This is a genomic window from Mycobacterium sp. KBS0706 (genome assembly GCF_005938675.2).
Classification (GTDB): Bacteria; Pseudomonadota; Alphaproteobacteria; order DSM-16000; family Inquilinaceae; genus Inquilinus.
Genome location: NZ_VCCH02000036.1, coordinates 41634 through 60174, shown reverse-complemented (window position 1 = coordinate 60174; position 18541 = coordinate 41634). Strand labels below are relative to the sequence as shown.

Sequence of the window (18541 nt, the reverse complement as noted above, 5' to 3'; positions counted from 1 at the left end):
GTAGGACGGATTCCAACCGCCGACTCACCCAGGAACGCCGCATGCCGGACCCGGTCGTACCGGTCGAGACCGAGAGGTTGATCCTCCGCCGCTTCATGCCGGAGGATTTCGAGGCCTTCCACGGCTATCACCGCCTGCCGGAGGTCGCCCGCTACCTGTACCGCAACCCCCGCACGCCCGAGCAGTCGCGGGCGGCGCTGGAGCGGTTCGGCACGCTGCAGTTCGAAGGCGAGGGCGACGAGCTGGTGCTGGCGGTGGAGGCCCGCGAGACCCGCGGCCTGCTCGGCGATGTGGTGCTGAAATGGGTCAGCCGCGAGGCCCGGCAGGCCGAGCTGGGCTACACCTTCGCGCCGGAAGCGGCCGGCCGCGGCTATGCCACCGAGGCGGCACGGGCGATGCTGGGCCTCGGCTTCGGCCGGTTCGGCTTCCACCGCATCTTCGCCCGCTGCGACGCGCTGAACACCGGCTCGGTCAACGTCCTCCGGCGCCTCGGCATGCGGCAGGAGGCGCATCTGGTCCAGAACGACCGGTTCAACGGCGTCTGGGGCGACGAGCTGGTCTTCGCCATGCTGCAGGAGGAGTGGACGCGGCAGCTCTCAGGCTGAGGCCGGCCCGGTCGTCCCGGTCTCGCGGCGCAGCGGGTAGAGGATCCGCACCGAGGTGCCGCGGCCTTCCGCCGATTCGATCCGGAAGCGGCCGCCCAGCGCCTTGACCATCTCGGCGCAGCCGGTCAGGCCGAGCCCGACATGGCTGCCGGCCCGCATCGAGAAGAACGGCTCCGCCGCCTTGGCGCGCACCGCGCGCGACATGCCGAGGCCGTTGTCGATCACCTCGAGCACCAGGCGGCGCCCGAGGGGGAAGCGCCGGGTCAGCCGGGCGCGCAGCACGACCGGCGAGTCCGGCTTCCCGGCCGCGGCCACGGCCTGCTCGGCATTGCGGATCAGCTCGTCCAGGATCAGGTGGAATTGCGGCGACGCCACCAAAGCGGCCCGCGCCTCCTCGGGGACGTCGAACTGGATCCGCCCGCCGTGATCCTGCGACAGCGCGTCGAGGATGCTCTGCAGCGCCACGGTCCGGGTCGGCTTCGCCGAATAGGCGATCTTCACCAGGCCGTTGTTGATGCTGTCCAGTTCGGCCGCGGCCCGCGAGGCGGCGGCGACCATCTCCGGATCGGGGGCCTCGCCGTCGCGCAGGCTCTTGATGAACAGCGCCAGCGCCACGACCCGCGACCGTGTCATATGCGCGAACAGCGACGAGAAGGAGCGGATCTGCTGGTCCTTGCGCCGCGCCATCATCGATTGCTGGTGGATGAACACGCCGACCACGATGACGGCCGACAGCGCCAGCACGAAGATCGCCACGTTGCGCAGCGCGTTCTCGGCGATATGCGCGGTCTCGTTCAGCGTGCGGCTGTGGGCGCCCGTGGTGCCCGAGACCTGGAACATGTCCTGCTGGATGTCGGTCAGCAGGGCCAGCGACTCCTGGTCGTTCGCCGCCGCGCTGATATTCGGCAGGATCCTGGTCCGGATGGTCTGGATGCTGCGGTCCAGCCTAGCGAAATCCTGCGGGTCGAGGAAATGGTCGATATATTGCAGGTTGCGCAGCGCCACCATGTTGAACTGCAGCAGGCCGATCTCCTGCGCCAGCTGCGCTTCACGGTCTCCCGTGGCCATCGACAGGCGCAGCAGCCCGACGATGTTGGCCAACCTCTCCCGGATCTGCGAGCCCCGCCACTGCACCTCGTAGGACTGCATCAGCAGGATATCGGTCTCCTCGCGGTAGTGCTCGGACCGCATGAACGACCAGGATCCCAGCATGATGGCGACGGCCAGCCCGAGATAGGGCACGACGTCCAGCCATCGCCTGAGCGTCCTGCTCATGAGCCTGGCCGCAGGGCGACGACGAACCAGACCCAGATCGCATTGCGCCCGGCCGTATAGGATTTGGGCAGCTGGTCGAGTGGCCAGATGATCGAATAGGGTCCGGAATCCGCCAGGTCGAGCGGACGGAATTCCTGGCCGTCGGCGCACCGGCCGTTCTTGTGATCCGCCGCAGAGCAGCCCCGTTCGATGGCGAGGATCGGCTCGTAGTCCTTGATCTCGTCCATGTGAATGGTGGTGATGAAGTCGTCATAGGCGAAGACCTCGATCGAGGCGGCTTCGCCCAGCCCGCTCCGGGCCAGAACGTCCTTCAGCTCCGGGCCGCGGTAGCGAATGGTCTCGCCGGCCTCGCTCCACGGCGTGCCGGTCTCGATCACCCGCTGCGGGAACGCGGTCTTGATCTGCTCCGGCGTGTAGGAGGCGAGGGCCTGTCCGGGAGAGCTTTCGACCCGGAGGATGTGGGGGTCCTCATAGCCCAGCGGGGCCGCGGCCGCGCCGCCGGCGATGGCCAGCATGGCGGCGGCGGTCAGCGCCATGCGGAGGAAGCGGAGCATCAGCCGGCCCGGGCAGGGGAAAGACGGGGATCGGGCGCGGCGGTCATCCTCAGGCACCTTTCGGGAACAGCCCGTTCTTCAGCAGCTTGGCGCGCGCCTGCTTGTAGTATTTCTCCACCGTATAGGGGTCGATGCCGAACCGGTCGCCCATCTTCTCGTAGATCTCCTTGCGCTTGACCCCCTTCGGCCGGCTGCGCATGAAATCGATGATCTCCTGCTCCCGCGGCGTCAGGCCGGAATAATAGAACTCCGGCGTCACCGCCTTGACCGCGGACAGCGACAGCGAGAACCGCGTGTCCGAGATCTCGTCGATGATGCTGGACAGAGTGTCGCGGTCGAGGCCGGTCTTGCCGACATAGGCATTGGCCCCGAGCATCCGGCACGCTTCGCCCTCCTCGACGCTGTCCGATCCGGTGACGACGATGTGCAGCGCGTCGGGCGAGGCGTCGACCACCGCCTTGACCACGGCCAGCCGGTGCTGCGGCGAGGTCGGGTCGAAGCCCGGCAGGCCCGGATCGATGATCACCAGGTCGAAGCTGTGCTCGCGCAGCAGGCCGGAGGCGATCTCCCAGGTCGCGGCACCCTGGACGATGCAGTCCCGCAGCGCGGCCTTCAGCTCGCTGATCAGGGCCAGGCGCATCAGGTCCTGGTCCTCGATCACCAAGGCACGGGAAGTCTGTTCACCAGCGGTCATGGCAGCGTCTTCCACGATGGGAGCGGTCGGGAATCCTAGTCCTGCTGCCCGGTTCGTACCAGGATGAGGTTTCGTCCGAAATTCGGCGCCGAAAAAGGGGGGGTGCCCCCCCTTTCTTCGGGTCGGAATCAGGACTGAAGTGATAACTCGATCACTGTCGTGATTCCGCATGTCTCGTCTGTGGAAGTGTAGCGCGGATGGAAAATTTACTAAAAAACACCGGATCTTTTGTCAATGGGAACCTTGGTGAGCCGGCAGAGTTCTTTGACGGAGTCTTGTCCCTGTCGCGGCACGGCGGATATCGGGAGTCGGTCTCCGCGATTGCGGTCGTCCGGGCCGGCCTGACGCGCTTCTCTGTCACTGAGGACCAGCCATGACCACGATCGGTATCGGGACGCTCTACCGCACCCAGGACGTCATCGAGGGGCCGGTCAGAACGCTGCTGTTCCAGGATCGGATCCGTCTGGTCCCGAACCCGCGGGCCACGGACACGCCGAAGGCGCCCGACCTCCTGGTCTATTCGGGCGAGAACGAGATCGGCGGCGCCTGGGCCTGCCGGCGGGAGGAGCAGCCGGTCGCCTATAATGTGCAGATTCGCGACCCGCATGTCTCACGGCCGATCCATGCGAAATTGTGCCAATCGGACCAGGATGACGACCGCTTCGACCTCTTCTGGTCGCATTGAAGAGGCGGGCCGGCTGCACGCCGGCCCTGACGTCCTTCCGGACTATTGTCCACCCAGCGCTTGATACACCTTGAGCCCGGCCCGGCCGGTCTGCGGCATGCCGAGGCGCTGTTCCGCCGCCGAGATCGCGGCGCGGGTGGCGGGGCCGATCTTGCCGTCCGCCTGGCCGCCGATGTCGTAGCCCTGGGCCAGCAGCAGCTGCTGCAGCCGCAGCCGCTGGGCCCGCGACAGGCCGGGATCGTCGGTCGGCCACGGCGTCCGCAGCGCCGGCCCGCCGGCCAGCCGCTGGGCGAGGTACGAGATGGCGAGCGCGTAGGATTCCGCCGCGTTGTAGGAATAGATCGCGTCGAAATTGCGGAACACCAGGAAGCCCGGCCCCTGCGGCCCGGCCGGCAGCAGCAGGCCGGCCTGGGCGTTGCCGGACAGCGGCGCCCCGTCGGCGCGGACGACGCCGCGCTGGGCCCAGGCCGACAGCGGATCCTTGTCCTTGCGCCCGGTCGGGCCGTTGTAGCCGGCCGGCACCTTGACCTCGATCATCCAGGGCTGGCCTTCCTGCCAGCCGGAGCGCTTCAGGTAGTTGGCGGTGGAGCCGAGCGCGTCGGCGATCGAATTGACCAGGTCGCGCCGCCCGTCGCCGTCGAAATCGACCGCCAGGCGCTGATAGGTCGACGGGATGAACTGGGTCTGGCCGAAGGCGCCGGCCCAGGAGCCGTACAGCTCGTCCAGCCGCAGGTCGCCGGCGCTGACCAGCTTCAGCGCCGCCATCAGCTCGCCGCGCCAGAAATCGGTGCGCCGCTCGCCGGCGCAGACCAGCGTGGCCAGGGCGTGCGGCAGGAAGTAGCTGCCGCGCTCCTTGCCGTAGTCGCTCTCGACGCCCCAGACCGCGACGATCACGGTGCGGTCGATGCCGTAGCGCTGCTCCGCCTGCTGCAGCACCCGGCCGTATTTCGACAGCATGGCGCGGCCGTCGGCGATGCGCTGGTCGTCGACCAGGAAGGCGAGATAGTCCCAGATCGGCGTCTTGAACTCCGGCTGCGCCTCCAGGAAGCGCAGCACCTTGTCGTCCGGCTGGGTCAGCCCGTCGAAGGCGCGGGCGGTGACGTCGCGGTCGACCCCGGCCTTTGCCGCGGAGTCGGCCAGGCCGGCGACGCAGGAGCCGAAATCGGCCAGGGCCGGGCCGGTGGCCAGCAGTGGCAGGAGCAGCGCCGCCCCGAAGGTCCAGCCGGATCCGAACAGGCGAGACGTCATCCCTTCCTCCACGCGATGGAACCTGCGCGCCATGGTTCGGCGCGGCGCGATCCTGTCCCATCCGGGCGGCAGGCACAACCCGCGCGGCGGCGCCCGCGTCAGGCCGCCGCCTCGGGCCGGGCCGTCGGATCGAGGAGGCTTGCCGGCCGTTCGATCCGGCGCCTGTAGCCGCCAACGAGCTCTGACGCAGATGGTGGGGCTGGCTGGAACTGCGGCCCCGCCACCGACCCTGGCTTCCGTTAAGCCAGCCGCCCGCCATGCCAAAGCGCACGCCTGGCTATCGCTGCCGGAGGCGGCGGCTCCGCTTTATCATCCAACGACGATTCTCACTTCCGCATAGTCTCTTTATTCCTATAATAAGATCTGTATGTTTTGGAACGAAGGGATTTTGCTAAAATGCATGCATCGCCGACACGGCTTCTTCGTAGATTCTTACAATTGTCGATGGGGATTTGCTTTTTATTGTGCGGAAACGAAGTGGCTTTTGCCGAGGCGCCGCATGGCTATACGATAATCAACAACTCATCGCAGGGCATTAATATAACGGATATCTCCGAGACCTGTGTCTCTCAAACCAACTACCCCCACTATATAGGTCCGAAGTCGCAGGGTACGATTTCTTGGGAGGATGTAAATTCTGGACTCGATTGCGTTGAGCAAGAAAAATTTTCAGCATTTAAATTTATATATGATAATAATTCGCAATTGCAAAATGGATATTTCGGAATTGTCCATAGGAAGTTTGGATCCGACTGGTATAATGGCCAATTCTACGCAAATGATCTTGGCTCTAATTACTATGCTGACAACCTCCCGCCGCCGAGTTGGGTTCAGCCTATTTGTTCGCATGGCGATTGTTTTGGATCTTATACACAGATGGTCTTGGACGATAAGACTTCATACAATTGGCAGCGCTCCTATAGGACGGAGGATGGGTGGGTATTTCAGATCAACGACCCGCCGTGATGGAGCGACCATGCTGCTGCCGGGTCGGGGCCGCGGTTCTCTGCGTCGGATGAAGGTCGCTGGCGGCCACCCTTCCGTCCGGAACTGAAAGTCCTGCCGTCCGAAGCGCGCCCGGCCGGCCCGGGTCAGACGGCCGCCTCCGGCCAGACCCGGGCCGGCCGGTCGGTGTCGATCTCGTAATCCGTGGCATAGCGGTCGAACAAGGCGCGCCCGAGCCGTCGGGCCTCGGCCAGCGGGTCCAGCGGGTCGCGCCGCACCTCGCCCCGGGCATTGCCGTAGCCATGCACCGCCCCGACGAATCGCGACCGGGTGTAGCGGCTGTATTCCTGGACCTGATGCACGATCGCGGCCGAGACCGCGGGATAGGCCTCCTCGGAGCTGAGCACGAGGCCGATGCGCTTGCCGGTCATCCGCGCCTTCACCGTCTCGGCCTCGGGGTAGGAGGCGGCGACGTAGCAGAACATCCGGTCGAAGAAGGCCTTGAGCTGGGCCGACATGCCGTACCAGTAGATCGGCGTGGCCACGACCACCCCGTCGGCCCCCAGGAACCGGTCGAGGAACAGCGGCTGGTAGCCGTCGTCGATGGCGCAACTGCCGTCCGGCCGCCGGCACTGCCGGCAGTCGCGCAGGAAGCCGCCGATGGCGTCGGCCAGATGGACCGTCTCGGCGGCATGGCCGGCTTCGGCCAGTCCGGCCGCGACGGCACCGGCGAGGGCGGCGGAGTTCCCCTCGCGCCGCGGGCTGGAGCTGAGGATGAGGGCCTTCATCGGGTCTCCTGGCTTGCAATCCACGATACGAGTCCATGTATCGGGAATGGGCCCGCGGCCCGCAATTACGCACCTCGAGGTAACCATGGCGCACCGGCCCGAACCCGCCCCGGATGTCTTCGACGAGACCTGCTCGGCCCGCCACGCGCTGGAGCTGGTCGCGTCGAAATGGTCGGTGCTGATCCTCTCCGCTCTGGCCGGCGGCCCGACCCGCAATGCCGAACTGCTGTGCCGGATCGGCGGCATCTCGCAGAAGATGCTGGCCCAGACCCTGCGCGAGCTGGAGCGCAACGGCCTGGTGCTGCGCCAGGACTTCCACACCGCCCGGCCCTGCGTCGAATACCGGCTCAGCCCGCTCGGCGAATCCCTGAGCGAGACCCTGACGGCGCTCGACCGCTGGGCCGAGCGCAACTTCCCGGCGCTCGACGCCGCGCGCGACCGCTACGACGCGGAGTTGAAGGAGCGGTGATCGGCGGCCGGCGGGCCGAGGCGGCTGCGGGCGATGGCGGCGCCGGTCAGCGCGACCGCGACCACGGCGCCGATCCAGGCGCCGTACAGGCCCTGTCCGACGACGAGGCCGGCGAGGACCGGCGAGGCGATGTCGGTGACCGCGACCAGCGACTGGATCGTGCCCATGACCACGCCCTGGCGCTGCTGCGGCACGTGGACGGACAGCGCGGCCACGAAGGTCGGCCGGGCCAGCGCCACCCCGGTGCTGACGCACAGGACGGAGAGGGCGAGACCACCGATCCCGGTCGCCGCACCCGCCGCGACGTAGCCGGTCGCCAGGATGCCGAACACCAGCACGATCAGGCTCCGTTCGCTGAGCTGGCGGCCCAGCCACGGCAGCAGCAACAGCTGGGCGGCGATGTTGATGGCGCCGTCGGCGGTCAGGAGATAGCCGAGCTCCGCGGGGCCGAAGGCATGGCCGTTCCAGACGAAGGTGTCGCCGAGGAAGACGGCGAGCTGGGAGCTGAACATGCCGTAGGAGAAATAATGGCACAGCAGCACGGCGACGAGGATGCGGATCGCCGGCGACGCCAGCAGCGACCGGACCGACACCTGCTCGCGGACCGCCTCGTCCGCCGCGGTGTCGCCGTTCGGCTGGCCGGGCGCGCCCTTCAACCAGAGGCCGGTCACCAGCATGCTGGCCGCCGACAGGGACAAAGCGAGCCAGATCGGCGCCGTCAGGGAGATGTTGGACAGCAGGCCCGACAGTCCCGGGCCGGCCATCCCGCCCAGGCCGAGGCCGGCGCTCAGGATGCCGATCGCCTGCCGCCGGTCGGCGGGGCTGCTGTTGTCGGCGGCATAGGCGGCCGCCATCGAGAAATTCGCCGCAGTGAGGCCGAGCAGCACCCGCGCCAGCAGCGCGAAGGCCACGATCTCGGCCGAGGCCAGCAGCGACAGGCTGAGCAGCGCCCCGGCCTGGCTGGCCAGCAGGACCGTCTTGCGGCCGAACCGGTCGGAGAGCTGGCCGAGCCAGGGGGCGGCGACGAACTGGCTGAGCGCCTCGGCGCCGAGCACGATGCCGAGCACCAGCGGCGTGGCGCCCAGGTCCCGCAGGAAGAAGGGCAGGACCGGCAGCACCGCGCCGCTGCTGGCCGCGTCGAGGCAGACGACGAGGAAGACCGGCAGCATCAGGCGGCGATCGAGCCGGCGCGAGGCCGTGTCCTTGGGGGCGCTCATCTCAGCCCGTCGGCCCGTCCAGGGTAAACACGGTGCGCCGGGCGCTGTCGTCCTCGGGCCAGGCCTGCTCGACCTGCGACAGCGGCACGGGCCTGGCGGCGATCCGGAAGCCGCCCGGCCCCGCCGCCTGCAGCAGCCCGCCGATGCAGTGGACGAAGCGGTCCAGGGGCACGCTGCCGATGCCGCTGCCCATCAGCTCGATCGCCGAGGAGCGCAGCACGGCGCCAGGCAGCGTGATCTCCGGCCCGCTCACCGCCCCGACCTGGACGAAGCGGATCGGCACCGCCTCCGCCCCGGCCCTGGCGGCGGCGACCAGCAGCCGTTCCGCGCTCGGCCCCCACAGATAGTCGATGACGACATCGACCCCTTCGGCGAACTGCGCCTGGAAGCTCTCCTCCAAAGCCGCCGGATCCTCGCCGAGCGGGATCGTCACATCGGCCCCGAGCGCCGCGACCGCGCGCAGGGCCTCGGCGTTGCGGCCGGTGGCGACGACCTTGCCCGCCCCGAGGTGCCTGGCGATCTGCACGGCGAGGCGGCCGGCGGTGCCGGTGGCGCCGTTGACCAGCACGGTCTCGCCGGGCTTGAGCCGGGCGCGCTCGATATAGGCGGCCCAGGACGACATGCCGGGATTGGCGATGGCCGCGGCGGTCACGTCGTCGAGCCCGTCCGGCACGGGCAGGCAGTGTGCCGCCGGCACCACCGCGCGCTCCGCCATGCTGCCATAGGGCGCCTTCGGCAGGACGAAATACACCCGGCGCCCGTCGTCGAGCCGCCCGACGCCGTCCAGGCCGGCGACGAAGGGGAACTGGCCGGACGAGCTGTAATGCCGGCCCGAAGCCCGGCTCTTGACGACGGGGCTGAGGGCGGCGGCGGTGACGGTGATGCGGCTCTCTCCCGCGGACGGCGCCGGCTCGGCGAAATCGGCATAGACAGGGGGCCGCCCGGAGGTCCGGACGATCGCGGCTTTCATGGGGGATACCTTTCGGCTCTCGGATATGTGTGTATAATGCACATATATGAGGAGCCGAAGATGCCGTCAAGAAAGAGTGTGCAAAATACACATATCGGTGAGCAGCTGCGGGTGCTGCACGGGGCGCTGCTCGATATCGTCAGCGTGATGAACCGGCCGCAGCGCGACGAGGTGCTGATCCGCGAGGCCGGGATCCGGCTCGACCGGGCGCTGTTCCCGCTGCTGGTCGGCATCGAGCGGCTCGGGCCGATCGGCGTGGTCGAGCTGGCCGACCGTGCTGGACGGGACTACACCACCGTCAGCCGCCAGGTCGCCAAGCTGGAAAGCCTCGGCCTGGTGCAGCGCCGCGCCGGTGCCGCCGACCGCCGCGTGCGCGAGGCGGTCATCACCGCGAAAGGCAAGGCGATGACCGACCTCGTCGACGCCGCGCGCGAACGGATCGGCCGCGCCGTGTTCGAGAGCTGGGACGCGGAGGAGTTCGGCGCGCTGGTGCGGCTGATGCGGAAATTCGCGGATGCGGTGAAGGAGGAGCCGCCGGCTCCCTATCCGGGATGGGGGCCTGGACGCGGCGGTCCGAACTGGCCGCCGATGCGATAGCCCGTCCGCACGATCTCCATCAACTCCTGGATCACGAGCTCCAATTCGTCCTGGTTTGCGAAATACTGGCCGATCGTGCCGTGGGCCGAGTAACGGGAGAAATTGAACCCATCCTCGATGTCGTTGAACCAGACCACGATCCGCCCGATCACGGCCACGGCCCAGAAGCCGCCGCCGAGATTGCCATAGGGCTCCTGCGCCCATTTCTCGGGAGGGATCCGGATCGCTTCCCAGAAGCGCTCCTGCGGCACGGTCATACGGCCGGCGGCCTGGTTGAGCTCGTCCCAGATCTCCGCCTCGGATATCGGCTCCCAGCCCATGCTTGCCTCCGGCCCCTTATCGTGCCGGCCGACTCTTACATCGCGGCTGCCGACCCCGCCATCGGCCTCAGATCTGCACCGATTTCATCCCGGCTGCGGCATAGCGCGTGCCGGCGGCGGCGCCGGGCGGGATGGCGGCGTCCAGCCGGGCCAGGTCGTCCGGCGTCAGCGTCACCTGCAGGGCGCCGAGATTCTCCTCCAGCCGCGCGATCGAACGGGTGCCGGGGATCGCCACCACGTCCTCGCCCTGGGCCAGCAGCCAGGCGAGGGCGAGATGCGACGGCTTGCAGCCCTTCTCGGCCGCCAGCGCCTCGAACCGGTCGACCAGCCCGCGGTTATGGGCGAAGTTCTCCGCCTGGAAGCGCGGATGCGCCGCCCGGCGGCCGTCGATCTGGGAGAGGTCCTGGATCGCGCCGGCCAGGAAGCCGCGGCCGAGCGGGGAATAGCCGACGAAGCCGATGCCGAGCGACCGGGTGACCTTGCGGGTCGCCTCCGCCTCGGCCCGGTACATCAGCGAGTATTCGGTCTGCACCGCCGCGATCGGATGGACGGCATGGGCACGCCGGATGGTGTCCGCCCCGGCCTCGGACAGGCCGAGATGGCGGACCTTGCCCTGCTCGACCAGCCGGGCCATGGCGCCCACCGTGTCCTCGATCGGCACCGCCGGGTCGACCCGGTGCTGGTAGTACAGGTCGATGGTGTCGACGCCCAGGCGCCGCAGGCTGGCCTCGCAAGCCTGGATCACATAGTCGGGGCGGCCATCGACGCCGTTCGGGCCGCCCTCGCGCCGGATCTGGCCGAATTTGGTGACCAGCACGACGCGGTCGCGCCGGCCCTTGATGGCGCGGCCCAGCAGCTCCTCATTGTGGCCCCAGCCATACATGTCGGCGCTGTCGAGATGGTCGATTCCGAGGTCGACGGCGCGGCGGATCAGGTCCTCCGAGGCCGCATCGTCGGCGGCGCCGTAGACGCCGGAGAGCGGCATCAGGCCGAGCCCGATGGCGGAGACCGAGAGGCCGCCGAGCCGGCGATGCACGATGCTGGGAGCCGTTGTCATGCGTCCGTCCTTCCGATCAGGCCGTTCTGGTGGCGCGTTCTGCGGGAGCGGCCGCGGCGGGGCAGGGGATGCCGTGCCGGGCGGGCCGTTCGCGGTCAGTGTGACTCGCGCTGCCATCGGCGCCAAGTCGATCGGAGGTCCAAATCAGGCGACGATGCGATCTGAATGCGATTCCGCTTGATTCTGTGTTCCTGATTTGTTCTAATGCAAGAATGGTCGATGCCACCACAGCCGAAACTCCGCCCGCCGCTTCGCCGGCCGCGGACGAGGCTGTTCGGGAGATCGAGGTGCTGTCGGGGCTGACGCAGCTCGCCCTGGAGATGGCCCGGACCTTTCAGGCTCAAGCCGTCGCCGCCCTTGCGGCCGGCGATCTCAAGCGCGCCGGCAAGGCCGAGACCCGGTTCAGCAGCCTCTTCCTCGCCATCCGCCGCGTCGTCGCGCTCAACGCCAAGCTGCGCCGGCAGCGGGAGCAGGCCGTTTCGCCGGCCGCGGCCGAGGCCGCGATGCTGTCCGAGCTGATGGAGCTCGCTATGGCGCTGGCCACTGCCTTCCAGGCCCTGGGCGTCGCCGCCCTCAAGGCCGGCGATCTCGACCGCGCCGGGGATGCGGAGACCCATTTCAGCAGCCTGTTCCTCGGCATCCGCCGCGCCGTCGCACTGAAGATCAAGCTGCGCGAGCAGCGGGAGAAGGCGCGGTGCGAGGCCGAACAGCGGCGGGAGAGCCGGCAGAAAGAGAAGGACGACCGGCGCCAGGCCGTCGCCCAGGGCGTTGCCCAGGCCATCGCCGCGGCTCACGACACCGACGCCGACGCCAAGGAGCAGCTGACCGTCGATCTCTGGGAAAAGCTGACCGAGGACGAGCGCATCGACGTCGACCTCGCCGACACCGCCTTGCCGATCGAGGCCCTGATCGCCAGCCTGTGCCGGGCCCTCGGCCTGCCGCCGCACTGGCCCGGCGGTGCCGGGCCAGCCGGGACCGGCAAGGCCGGCCCGAGGGGCCGCCCAGCCGGGGATGCCCTCGGGACCTCCGGTCCGCCCGGGGGTCAGCACGGCGCTTCCGGCACGACCGCCGCCGGTCCGGAGCAGCCCGAGGCCGCCGACGCCGGCCCGCCCGAAGCCGCCATGGCGCCGCCCCGGCCGGTTCCCCCGCCTGCTGTGGGAGGAGGGCAGGGAGGGGCCGGCTCCGGCCCGCCTGCGACGGCGCCGCCCGGCGAGGACGCGGCCGGACGCAAGGACCGGAAGCGCGATCGCCAACGACTGGGCCTGGCTGCATGATGGGGTGAGAGACGCCGGCACGGGCGACCCGTGCCGGGCGCCGCCGGCTGTCTGCAACGCAACAAGCCTTCACCCCTGGCAGCGTGTAGCTGGGTTGGGTTACGATCCGACGATCGGCGGCCCGGCCCGGGCGGCCGCCCGGGCCGGGCCGTTCCTCACGGAACGATGACAATCTAATCCATCGCGCTAATACAAGGTTGGGTTCGCGACGCGAACCCAACATGTCGCCGCGGAGCCTCTGTTGGGTTCGCTTGCCGCGAACCCAACCTACGGACTCACTCCTTCGACGCTCCCGCCACCAGGTTGAACGGCTTGCCCTGCTGGAAGGCGTCGATCAGGTCGATCAACTGGTCGGCCAGGGACTGCATGGCGTTGCGGCCGGCCCAGGCGACATGTGGCGTCAGGATGAAGTTCGGCAGGTCCAGGAGGCGCATCAGCGGCGCGTCGGCCGGCGGCGGCTCCGGCATCGCCACGTCGAAGCCGGCGCCGCCGATGCGGCCGCCCCGCAGCGCCGAGGTCAGCGCATCCTCGTCCACCAAGCCGCCGCGCGCGGTGTTGATCAGCAGGACCTCCGGCTTCATCCGGGCGAATTCGGCGGCGCCGATCAGGCCGCGTGTCTCTGGCCGCAGCGGGCAGTGCAGCGAGATCACGTCGCTGGTCGCGATCACCTCGTCGAAGGAAACCCGGTCGCCGCCCGGGGCGCTCTCGCCCTTGCGGCCGGCGAAGACCACGTCCATGCCGAAGGCCCGGCCGATCGTCGCCACCGCATTGCCCAGCGACCCGCCGCCGATCAGCCCCAGCCGGGCGCCATGCAGGTCGAGGATCGGATGGTCGAAGAAGCAGAACTGCTTCGCCTCCTGCCAGCGCCCGGCCTCGACCGAGCGGCGATAGGGCAGCAGCGACCGGCGCAGCGCCAGGATCAGGGTGAAGACATGCTCCGGCACCGTGTGCACGGCGTAGCCGCGGATGTTGCAGACCGCGACGCCGTTGCGGTCGCACCAGGCGGTGTCGACGCAATCCGTGCCGGTGGCGGCGACCGCGATCAGGCGCAGCTCCGGCAACTGCTCCAGCACCGGCTCGCGCAGCGGCACCTTGTTGATCACGGCGACGCTGGCCCCGTGCAGCCGCTCCAGCACCTGCTCCGGCGCGGTCCGCTGGTGCTTCTCCCAGCGGTGCGGGAAGGCGGGCGGGCGCAGCCGGATCGCCGGCGCCAGGGTCTCGCGGTCGAGGAAGACGATCTTCGGTTCGGGCGGCAGCGTCATGGTCGGCCTCGCATGGTCCTGCCGCCAGCATGCCGATCCCGGCGGGGCCGGCCAGTCCGATTGCGACATCGCCAATCTCTGGCGTGACTTGACGTTTGGCGGGCCTGCGACATCACAGGTCGCGGCTGGATTAGCCCCGAACCGGCCCCGCCCGGACACTTGCCGCAGGATGGCCGTATGAGCCTGCAGGGAGCGGTTCGAGCGATGAAATCAACAGCGCGCGTGGTGGTGATCGGCGGCGGCGTGGTGGGCGTGGGCACGCTTTACCACCTGGCCAAGAAGGGCTGGTCGGACGTCGTCCTGATCGAGCGCAGGGAGCTGACCTCGGGCTCGACCTGGCATGCCGCCGGGCTGCTGCCGCTGTTCAACATGAGCTACTCGGTCGGGCAGATCCACAAGCACTCGGTCAAGCTCTACAATTCGCTCGAGGCCGAGACCGGCCAGCATGTCGGCTTCCGCCAGGTCTCCAACATCCGCCTCGCCCGGACGAAGGACCGCTGGGACGAGTTCATGTACTACAAGGGCGTGGCCGACACGATCGGGATCAAGGTCAACATCCTGACCCCGGCACAGGTCAAGGAGATCTGGCCGCTGTGCGAGACCGACGGCATCATCGGCGCGATCCAGCATCCGGATGACGGCTACATCCAGCCGGCCGACCTGACCCAGGCCTTCGCCAAGGGCGCCCGGGCGATGGGGGCGGAGATCCACCGCTTCACCACCGTCCTCGGGATCGAGCAGACCCCGTCCGGCGAGTGGCTGGTGAAGACCGACAAGGGCGACATCACCTGCGAGCACGTGGTCTCGGCCTCGGGCAACTTCGCCCGCCGCACCGGCGCCATGGTCGGGCTCGACATCCCGGTGATCCCGGTCGAGCACCAGTACATCGTCACCGAGCCGCACCCGGCGGTGCAGGAGCGGCAGCGCCAGGGCCTGCCCGAGATGGGCGTGCTGCGCGAGGCCGACAGCTCCTGGTACCTGCGCGAGGAGGCCGGCGGCTTCATCCTCGGCCCGTACGAGCCGGGCGCGCCCGTCTGCTATGTCGACGGGCCGGACGAGCAGTCGGAATACGAGCTGTTCCAGGAGGATCTGGAGCGGATCGCGCCGCATATCGAGACCGCGATCGCCCGCGTGCCGGCCTTCGGCGAGGTCGGGGTCAAGAAGGTCTATAACGGCGCCATCGCCTACACCCCCGACGGCAGCCCGATCATCGGCCCGGCCTGGGGCTTGAAGAACTTCTGGCTGAACGAGGGCCACAGCTTCGGCGTCACCGCCGCCGGCGGCGCCGGCTGGCAGCTGGCGGAGTGGATCGTCGAGGGCGAGCCGTCGATCGACATGATGGGCGTCGACCCGCGCCGCTTCGGCCCCTACGCCTCGCGCGGCTACCTCAAGGCCAAGAACGAGGAGGCCTACCGCAACGTCTTCACCGTCCACTACCCGGACGAGGAGCGGGCCGAGGCACGGCCGCTGAAGCGGGCGCCCTGCTACGACCGGATGAAGGCGCTCGGCGCCGTGTTCGGCACCGTCTATGGCTGGGAGCGGCCGAACTGGTTCGCGCCCGAGGGCTACAGCCTGAGCGAGGCTGACCTGAACAAGCCCGACACGCTGGTCAACGAGAACCATGCGCCTGTGGCGCCGGGCGAGCCGATCCGCGAGAGGTGGAGCTTCCGCCGGTCGAACTATTTCGAGTTCGTCGGCCGCGAGGCCCGGCATGTGCATGAGAAGGTCGGCCTGCTCGACATGTCGGCCTTCGCCAAATACACGGTCAGCGGGCCGGGCGCGGCCGCTTGGCTGGACGGCATCGTCGCCAACCGGGTGCCGAAGAAGCCGGGCCGCATGACGCTGGCGCATCTCTTGTCGAAGAATGGCGGCGTGCGGTCGGAGTTCACGATCTACTGCGAGGCGCCGAACCGTTACTATCTGGTCGGCGCCGGCGCCTTCGAGCGGCATGACTGGGACACGCTGCAGAAGCTGCGGCCGCGCGACGGCTCGGTCGAGCTGCAGAAGATCACCACCCAAGCCGGCGTGTTCGTCCTGGCAGGCCCCAGCTCCCGCGCCCTGCTGCAGAAGCTGACCGACACCGACCTGTCGACCGCTGCCTTCCCCTGGCTGTCGGGCAAGCCGATCAATGTCGGCATCGCCCAGGCCCAGGCGCTGCGCGTCAACTTCGTCGGCGAGCTGGGGTGGGAGCTGCATCACCCGATCGAGATGCAGAACACCATCTTCGACCTGCTGATGGATGCGGGCAAGGAGTTCGACCTCAAGCCCTTCGGCATCCGCACCATGGATTCGCTGCGGCTGGAGAAGTCCTACCGGCTGATCCCGCGCGAGCTGTCGATCGAGTATTCGGCGCTGGAATCGGGACTCGACCGGTTCGTCCACCCGAACAAGGGCGACTTCATCGGCCGCGACGCGCTGGTGGCCTGGCGCGAGCGCGGCTTCAAGAACCGCTTCGTGACATTGGAAGTGATGGACGTCACCGACGCCGACGCCCGCGGCAACGAGCCGATCACCAAGGGCGGCGCGCTGGTCGGCCGCTGCACCTCGGGCGGCTATGGCTGGCGCCTCGGCAAGTCGCTGGCCCTGGCCATGGTCCGGCCGGATCTCGGCGAGATCGGCACTGAACTCGACGTCAGCATCCTCGGCAAGCCGCACCGCGCCATGGTGATCGAGGAATCGCCCTTCGATCCGAACAACGAGCGGCTGCGGGCCTGACCCCGTGCCGGCCCGGCCGGATCAGGGGCGGAACGGCTCCAGGTCCAGCCGGCCGGCGCAATCGGTCACCAGCAGGTGGCCGGGCGGCACCTGGTGCCACTGGCTGAACTCACCGTCCAGCGGCTCCGACACGATCAGCCGCTGGCCGTCATCGGCACAGTAGAACAGCGAGGGCGGCGTCTCGTCCGTGGCGTAGCGCACGGTCCAGACGCTGCAGCCGTCGCTCAGCGCCGCGGTCATGCGGAACGGCTCGTCGATCGCCGCATCCGCCATCGCCTCGCCGATCGCCGCGGCGGTGCGTCGCAGTGCCCCGGCCGGGTCGGTCTCCAACCCGAAGCCGAACAGCGCCAGGAAGATCAGCTCGCTGTCGGTGGTGCCGCCGCGCCGGGGATACAACTCGTCCGGGATCAGCGCGTCGAGCCGCCGCCGAATCCGGTCATAGCCGCCGATCTGGCCGTTGTGCATGAACAGCCAGCGCCCTTGGGCGAAGGGATGGCAGTTGGCCCGGCTGGTCGCGGTGCCGGTCGACGCCCGGACATGGGCGAAGAACATCTTGGCCCGGATCTGGTGCGCCAGGCTCTTCAGGTTCGGGTCGGCCCAGGCCGGCAGGATGTCGCGGTACAGGCCGGGCACCGGCCGTTCGCCGTACCAGCCGACGCCGAAGCCGTCGCCATTGGTCGCCACCGTCGCCTTTCGGGCGTGAAGGCTCTGGGCGATCAGCGAGAATTCGGGCTCGAACAGCAGCTTCTCGAGGAAGATCGGGGCGCCCGAATAGCTCAGCCAGCGGCACATGCTCGACTCGTCAAAGCCCAGAGTTGCAACGTGGAATACCCCGGCGCAAGGCCCGCGTCACGCCCGCTCGGCATTCCGGCAACAGATCGCGACGAATCGTGTCGCGAAGCTGAAAACTTTCGATGTCATCCTCCAATTGGGGGATGCATAGTTTAGGCTGTGAGCGCAGAGTTTACTCGCGTGTGCGGCGAGCTTCCTGTGGGGGGATGGTTAGCGTGGCCTTTGATGAGGCGATTGCGGACCGGCAGCTTCGAACGGTCTACCGGATCTGGGCGCGGCTCGCGTCGCGAGGACGTCTTCCGGCTTGCGACGACATGATCTTCGCCAGTCTCAGCCGGTTGCCTCCGCCGATCCTGCTGTGGGCCTGGATGCCGTGCGAGGGAACGTTCCGTTTCGCTTTGGACGCGCAGGGCGCGGGGCTGCCCTCGGATCGCAATCTGCCCGGGCGGCCGCTGGAGGAGCTGTGCAGCGGGGAGCGCCATGACGCGATCCGGCGCGGGCTGATGTCGGTCCAGTTGTCCGAGCGGCCGATCTATGCCGAATTCGCGCTGTCCGACGGCCTCGACAGCGTCCGCAAACGGACCCTGCTGCTGCCCCTGTCGGACGCGACCGACGATCTGTCCTACGTGCTGATGCTGGTCGCCACGGTCTGGCCGGTGGATGCCGCGGTGCAGCAGCGGATCGACGGCTGCCCCGATGTCCGGGTGCATGTGCTCAACCAGATCACCGACGAGGTGCCGGCCTATTGGGGCGATCCGCAGCCGGAAATCGACCCGGCCGAGTTCCAGTCGCTTCTGACCATCATCTGACGGCCAGCGACCCTCCGGCGGACGGTATCGCCTGGCGGGCGCCGAGCCGTGCCGGCTCCTCGCGCTCGCGGCTGCACCACCAGGCGCCGACGGCAAGGCCGACGGACGGGCCGATGATGGCCCAAACGATCAGAAGCGTTGTCACCATGACATCTCTCTCCCGCTCACCCGGATGGGTGAACATCGGGACCGGTTCTCGGCTATCGGCCGATGTCCCGATATATGGGCAGGCCGATCGCCAAGAACAATCACTGGGTTTCATAGT

General features: G+C 68.7%; 19 protein-coding genes. 7 read left to right on the top strand and 12 right to left on the bottom strand.

Annotation, left to right across the window (positions count from 1 at the left end; all coding sequences use genetic code 11):
* Nucleotides 1-41 precede the first annotated feature (41 nt).
* Nucleotides 42-605, top strand: coding sequence for a GNAT family N-acetyltransferase (locus tag FFK22_RS20175; protein ID WP_138890247.1), 564 nt, complete (start codon nucleotides 42-44; stop codon nucleotides 603-605).
* On the opposite strand, the gene FFK22_RS20170 is transcribed toward FFK22_RS20175, so the two are convergent.
* Genes FFK22_RS20170 through FFK22_RS20160 form a run of 3 tightly spaced genes read right to left on the bottom strand, consistent with a single transcriptional unit; the run spans nucleotide 597 to nucleotide 3128 of the window.
* The gene (locus FFK22_RS20170; RefSeq protein ID WP_138890246.1) at nucleotides 597-1880 is read right to left on the bottom strand and encodes a sensor histidine kinase KdpD; all 1284 of its coding nucleotides are present in this window, start codon (nucleotides 1878-1880) and stop codon (nucleotides 597-599) included. The genes FFK22_RS20175 and FFK22_RS20170 overlap by 9 nt on opposite strands.
* Nucleotides 1877-2434 (bottom strand): hypothetical protein, encoded by a 558-nt coding sequence (locus tag FFK22_RS20165; protein WP_138890245.1) that lies wholly within the window; start codon nucleotides 2432-2434, stop codon nucleotides 1877-1879. The genes FFK22_RS20170 and FFK22_RS20165 overlap by 4 nt, the downstream gene beginning before the upstream one ends.
* Before the next feature lie 49 nt (nucleotides 2435-2483).
* The gene (locus tag FFK22_RS20160) at nucleotides 2484-3128 is read right to left on the bottom strand and encodes a response regulator transcription factor (RefSeq protein WP_138890244.1); all 645 of its coding nucleotides are present in this window, start codon (nucleotides 3126-3128) and stop codon (nucleotides 2484-2486) included.
* 373 nt (nucleotides 3129-3501) lie between these two features.
* Here FFK22_RS20160 and FFK22_RS20155 point away from each other — a divergent pair, with 373 nt between their 5' ends.
* A complete protein-coding gene (locus FFK22_RS20155; protein ID WP_138890243.1) occupies nucleotides 3502-3813 on the top strand; it encodes a DUF736 family protein in 312 nt (103 codons plus the stop codon).
* Between the two features lie 42 nt (nucleotides 3814-3855).
* On the opposite strand, the gene FFK22_RS20150 is transcribed toward FFK22_RS20155, so the two are convergent.
* Nucleotides 3856-5061: a lytic murein transglycosylase gene (locus tag FFK22_RS20150; protein ID WP_143956849.1), complete on the bottom strand. Its 1206-nt coding sequence runs from the start codon at nucleotides 5059-5061 to the stop codon at nucleotides 3856-3858.
* A 1091-nt stretch (nucleotides 5062-6152) separates the two neighbouring features.
* Nucleotides 6153-6794: a flavodoxin family protein gene (locus tag FFK22_RS20145; RefSeq protein ID WP_138893438.1), complete on the bottom strand. Its 642-nt coding sequence runs from the start codon at nucleotides 6792-6794 to the stop codon at nucleotides 6153-6155.
* 85 nt (nucleotides 6795-6879) lie between these two features.
* Between FFK22_RS20145 and FFK22_RS20140 the strand changes: the two genes are divergently transcribed.
* Complete coding sequence (locus FFK22_RS20140) at nucleotides 6880-7263, top strand: helix-turn-helix domain-containing protein (RefSeq protein WP_138893437.1); 384 nt, start codon at nucleotides 6880-6882, stop codon at nucleotides 7261-7263.
* On the opposite strand, the gene FFK22_RS20135 is transcribed toward FFK22_RS20140, so the two are convergent.
* Together FFK22_RS20135 and FFK22_RS20130 are read right to left on the bottom strand one after the other, a co-directional pair.
* Nucleotides 7236-8480, bottom strand: coding sequence for an MFS transporter (locus FFK22_RS20135; RefSeq protein ID WP_138893436.1), 1245 nt, complete (start codon nucleotides 8478-8480; stop codon nucleotides 7236-7238). The genes FFK22_RS20140 and FFK22_RS20135 overlap by 28 nt on opposite strands.
* 1 nt (nucleotide 8481) lies before the next feature.
* Nucleotides 8482-9450, bottom strand: a complete 969-nt coding sequence (locus FFK22_RS20130) for a zinc-binding alcohol dehydrogenase family protein (protein WP_138893435.1) — start codon at nucleotides 9448-9450, stop codon at nucleotides 8482-8484.
* Between the two features lie 60 nt (nucleotides 9451-9510).
* On the opposite strand from FFK22_RS20130, the gene FFK22_RS20125 reads away from it, so the two are divergent.
* Nucleotides 9511-10047, top strand: a complete 537-nt coding sequence (locus tag FFK22_RS20125; protein WP_138893434.1) for a MarR family winged helix-turn-helix transcriptional regulator — start codon at nucleotides 9511-9513, stop codon at nucleotides 10045-10047.
* Here FFK22_RS20125 and FFK22_RS20120 read toward each other — a convergent pair.
* Both FFK22_RS20120 and FFK22_RS20115 read right to left on the bottom strand, forming a co-directional pair.
* Entirely contained in the window at nucleotides 9993-10367 is a 375-nt protein-coding gene (locus FFK22_RS20120; RefSeq protein WP_138893433.1) for a hypothetical protein, read from the bottom strand. The two genes, FFK22_RS20125 and FFK22_RS20120, sit on opposite strands and share 55 nt — an antisense overlap.
* 67 nt (nucleotides 10368-10434) lie before the next feature.
* Nucleotides 10435-11406 (bottom strand): aldo/keto reductase, encoded by a 972-nt coding sequence (locus FFK22_RS20115; RefSeq protein ID WP_138893440.1) that lies wholly within the window; start codon nucleotides 11404-11406, stop codon nucleotides 10435-10437.
* Between the two features lie 305 nt (nucleotides 11407-11711).
* On the opposite strand from FFK22_RS20115, the gene FFK22_RS20110 reads away from it, so the two are divergent.
* Entirely contained in the window at nucleotides 11712-12698 is a 987-nt protein-coding gene (locus tag FFK22_RS20110) for a hypothetical protein (protein ID WP_143956848.1), read from the top strand.
* 275 nt (nucleotides 12699-12973) lie between these two features.
* Here the strand turns inward: FFK22_RS20110 and FFK22_RS20105 are convergent, their stop codons facing one another.
* Nucleotides 12974-13960, bottom strand: coding sequence for a D-2-hydroxyacid dehydrogenase (locus FFK22_RS20105; protein ID WP_138891189.1), 987 nt, complete (start codon nucleotides 13958-13960; stop codon nucleotides 12974-12976).
* A 204-nt stretch (nucleotides 13961-14164) separates the two neighbouring features.
* Between FFK22_RS20105 and FFK22_RS20100 the strand changes: the two genes are divergently transcribed.
* Complete coding sequence (locus FFK22_RS20100) at nucleotides 14165-16675, top strand: FAD-dependent oxidoreductase (RefSeq protein WP_138891188.1); 2511 nt, start codon at nucleotides 14165-14167, stop codon at nucleotides 16673-16675.
* A 21-nt stretch (nucleotides 16676-16696) separates the two neighbouring features.
* Here the strand turns inward: FFK22_RS20100 and FFK22_RS20095 are convergent, their stop codons facing one another.
* Nucleotides 16697-17467: a class II glutamine amidotransferase gene (locus FFK22_RS20095; protein WP_138891187.1), complete on the bottom strand. Its 771-nt coding sequence runs from the start codon at nucleotides 17465-17467 to the stop codon at nucleotides 16697-16699.
* Between the two features lie 314 nt (nucleotides 17468-17781).
* Here FFK22_RS20095 and FFK22_RS20090 point away from each other — a divergent pair, with 314 nt between their 5' ends.
* Nucleotides 17782-18276: a hypothetical protein gene (locus FFK22_RS20090; RefSeq protein WP_138891186.1), complete on the top strand. Its 495-nt coding sequence runs from the start codon at nucleotides 17782-17784 to the stop codon at nucleotides 18274-18276.
* On the opposite strand, the gene FFK22_RS43085 is transcribed toward FFK22_RS20090, so the two are convergent.
* A complete protein-coding gene (locus FFK22_RS43085) occupies nucleotides 18269-18424 on the bottom strand; it encodes a hypothetical protein (RefSeq protein WP_186002557.1) in 156 nt (51 codons plus the stop codon). The genes FFK22_RS20090 and FFK22_RS43085 overlap by 8 nt on opposite strands.
* Nucleotides 18425-18541: the final 117 nt, after the last annotated feature.

What these genes read in the sequence shown, in the direction of transcription:
- FFK22_RS20100 (WP_138891188.1), top strand. Translation starts at nt 14,165, where the DNA reads ATGAAATCAACAGCGCGCGTGGTGGTGATCGGCGGCGGCGTGGTGGGC.
- FFK22_RS20175 (WP_138890247.1), top strand. Translation starts at nt 42, where the DNA reads ATGCCGGACCCGGTCGTACCGGTCGAGACCGAGAGGTTGATCCTCCGC.
- FFK22_RS20105 (WP_138891189.1), bottom strand. Translation starts at nt 13,960, where the DNA reads ATGACGCTGCCGCCCGAACCGAAGATCGTCTTCCTCGACCGCGAGACC.
- FFK22_RS20170 (WP_138890246.1), bottom strand. Translation starts at nt 1,880, where the DNA reads ATGAGCAGGACGCTCAGGCGATGGCTGGACGTCGTGCCCTATCTCGGG.
- FFK22_RS20165 (WP_138890245.1), bottom strand. Translation starts at nt 2,434, where the DNA reads ATGCTCCGCTTCCTCCGCATGGCGCTGACCGCCGCCGCCATGCTGGCC.
- FFK22_RS20120 (WP_138893433.1), bottom strand. Translation starts at nt 10,367, where the DNA reads ATGGGCTGGGAGCCGATATCCGAGGCGGAGATCTGGGACGAGCTCAAC.
- FFK22_RS20095 (WP_138891187.1), bottom strand. Translation starts at nt 17,467, where the DNA reads ATGTGCCGCTGGCTGAGCTATTCGGGCGCCCCGATCTTCCTCGAGAAG.
- FFK22_RS20155 (WP_138890243.1), top strand. Translation starts at nt 3,502, where the DNA reads ATGACCACGATCGGTATCGGGACGCTCTACCGCACCCAGGACGTCATC.
- FFK22_RS20145 (WP_138893438.1), bottom strand. Translation starts at nt 6,794, where the DNA reads ATGAAGGCCCTCATCCTCAGCTCCAGCCCGCGGCGCGAGGGGAACTCC.
- FFK22_RS20125 (WP_138893434.1), top strand. Translation starts at nt 9,511, where the DNA reads ATGCCGTCAAGAAAGAGTGTGCAAAATACACATATCGGTGAGCAGCTG.
- FFK22_RS43085 (WP_186002557.1), bottom strand. Translation starts at nt 18,424, where the DNA reads ATGGTGACAACGCTTCTGATCGTTTGGGCCATCATCGGCCCGTCCGTC.
- FFK22_RS20135 (WP_138893436.1), bottom strand. Translation starts at nt 8,480, where the DNA reads ATGAGCGCCCCCAAGGACACGGCCTCGCGCCGGCTCGATCGCCGCCTG.
- FFK22_RS20140 (WP_138893437.1), top strand. Translation starts at nt 6,880, where the DNA reads ATGGCGCACCGGCCCGAACCCGCCCCGGATGTCTTCGACGAGACCTGC.
- FFK22_RS20160 (WP_138890244.1), bottom strand. Translation starts at nt 3,128, where the DNA reads ATGACCGCTGGTGAACAGACTTCCCGTGCCTTGGTGATCGAGGACCAG.
- FFK22_RS20130 (WP_138893435.1), bottom strand. Translation starts at nt 9,450, where the DNA reads ATGAAAGCCGCGATCGTCCGGACCTCCGGGCGGCCCCCTGTCTATGCC.
- FFK22_RS20150 (WP_143956849.1), bottom strand. Translation starts at nt 5,061, where the DNA reads ATGACGTCTCGCCTGTTCGGATCCGGCTGGACCTTCGGGGCGGCGCTG.
- FFK22_RS20090 (WP_138891186.1), top strand. Translation starts at nt 17,782, where the DNA reads ATGATCTTCGCCAGTCTCAGCCGGTTGCCTCCGCCGATCCTGCTGTGG.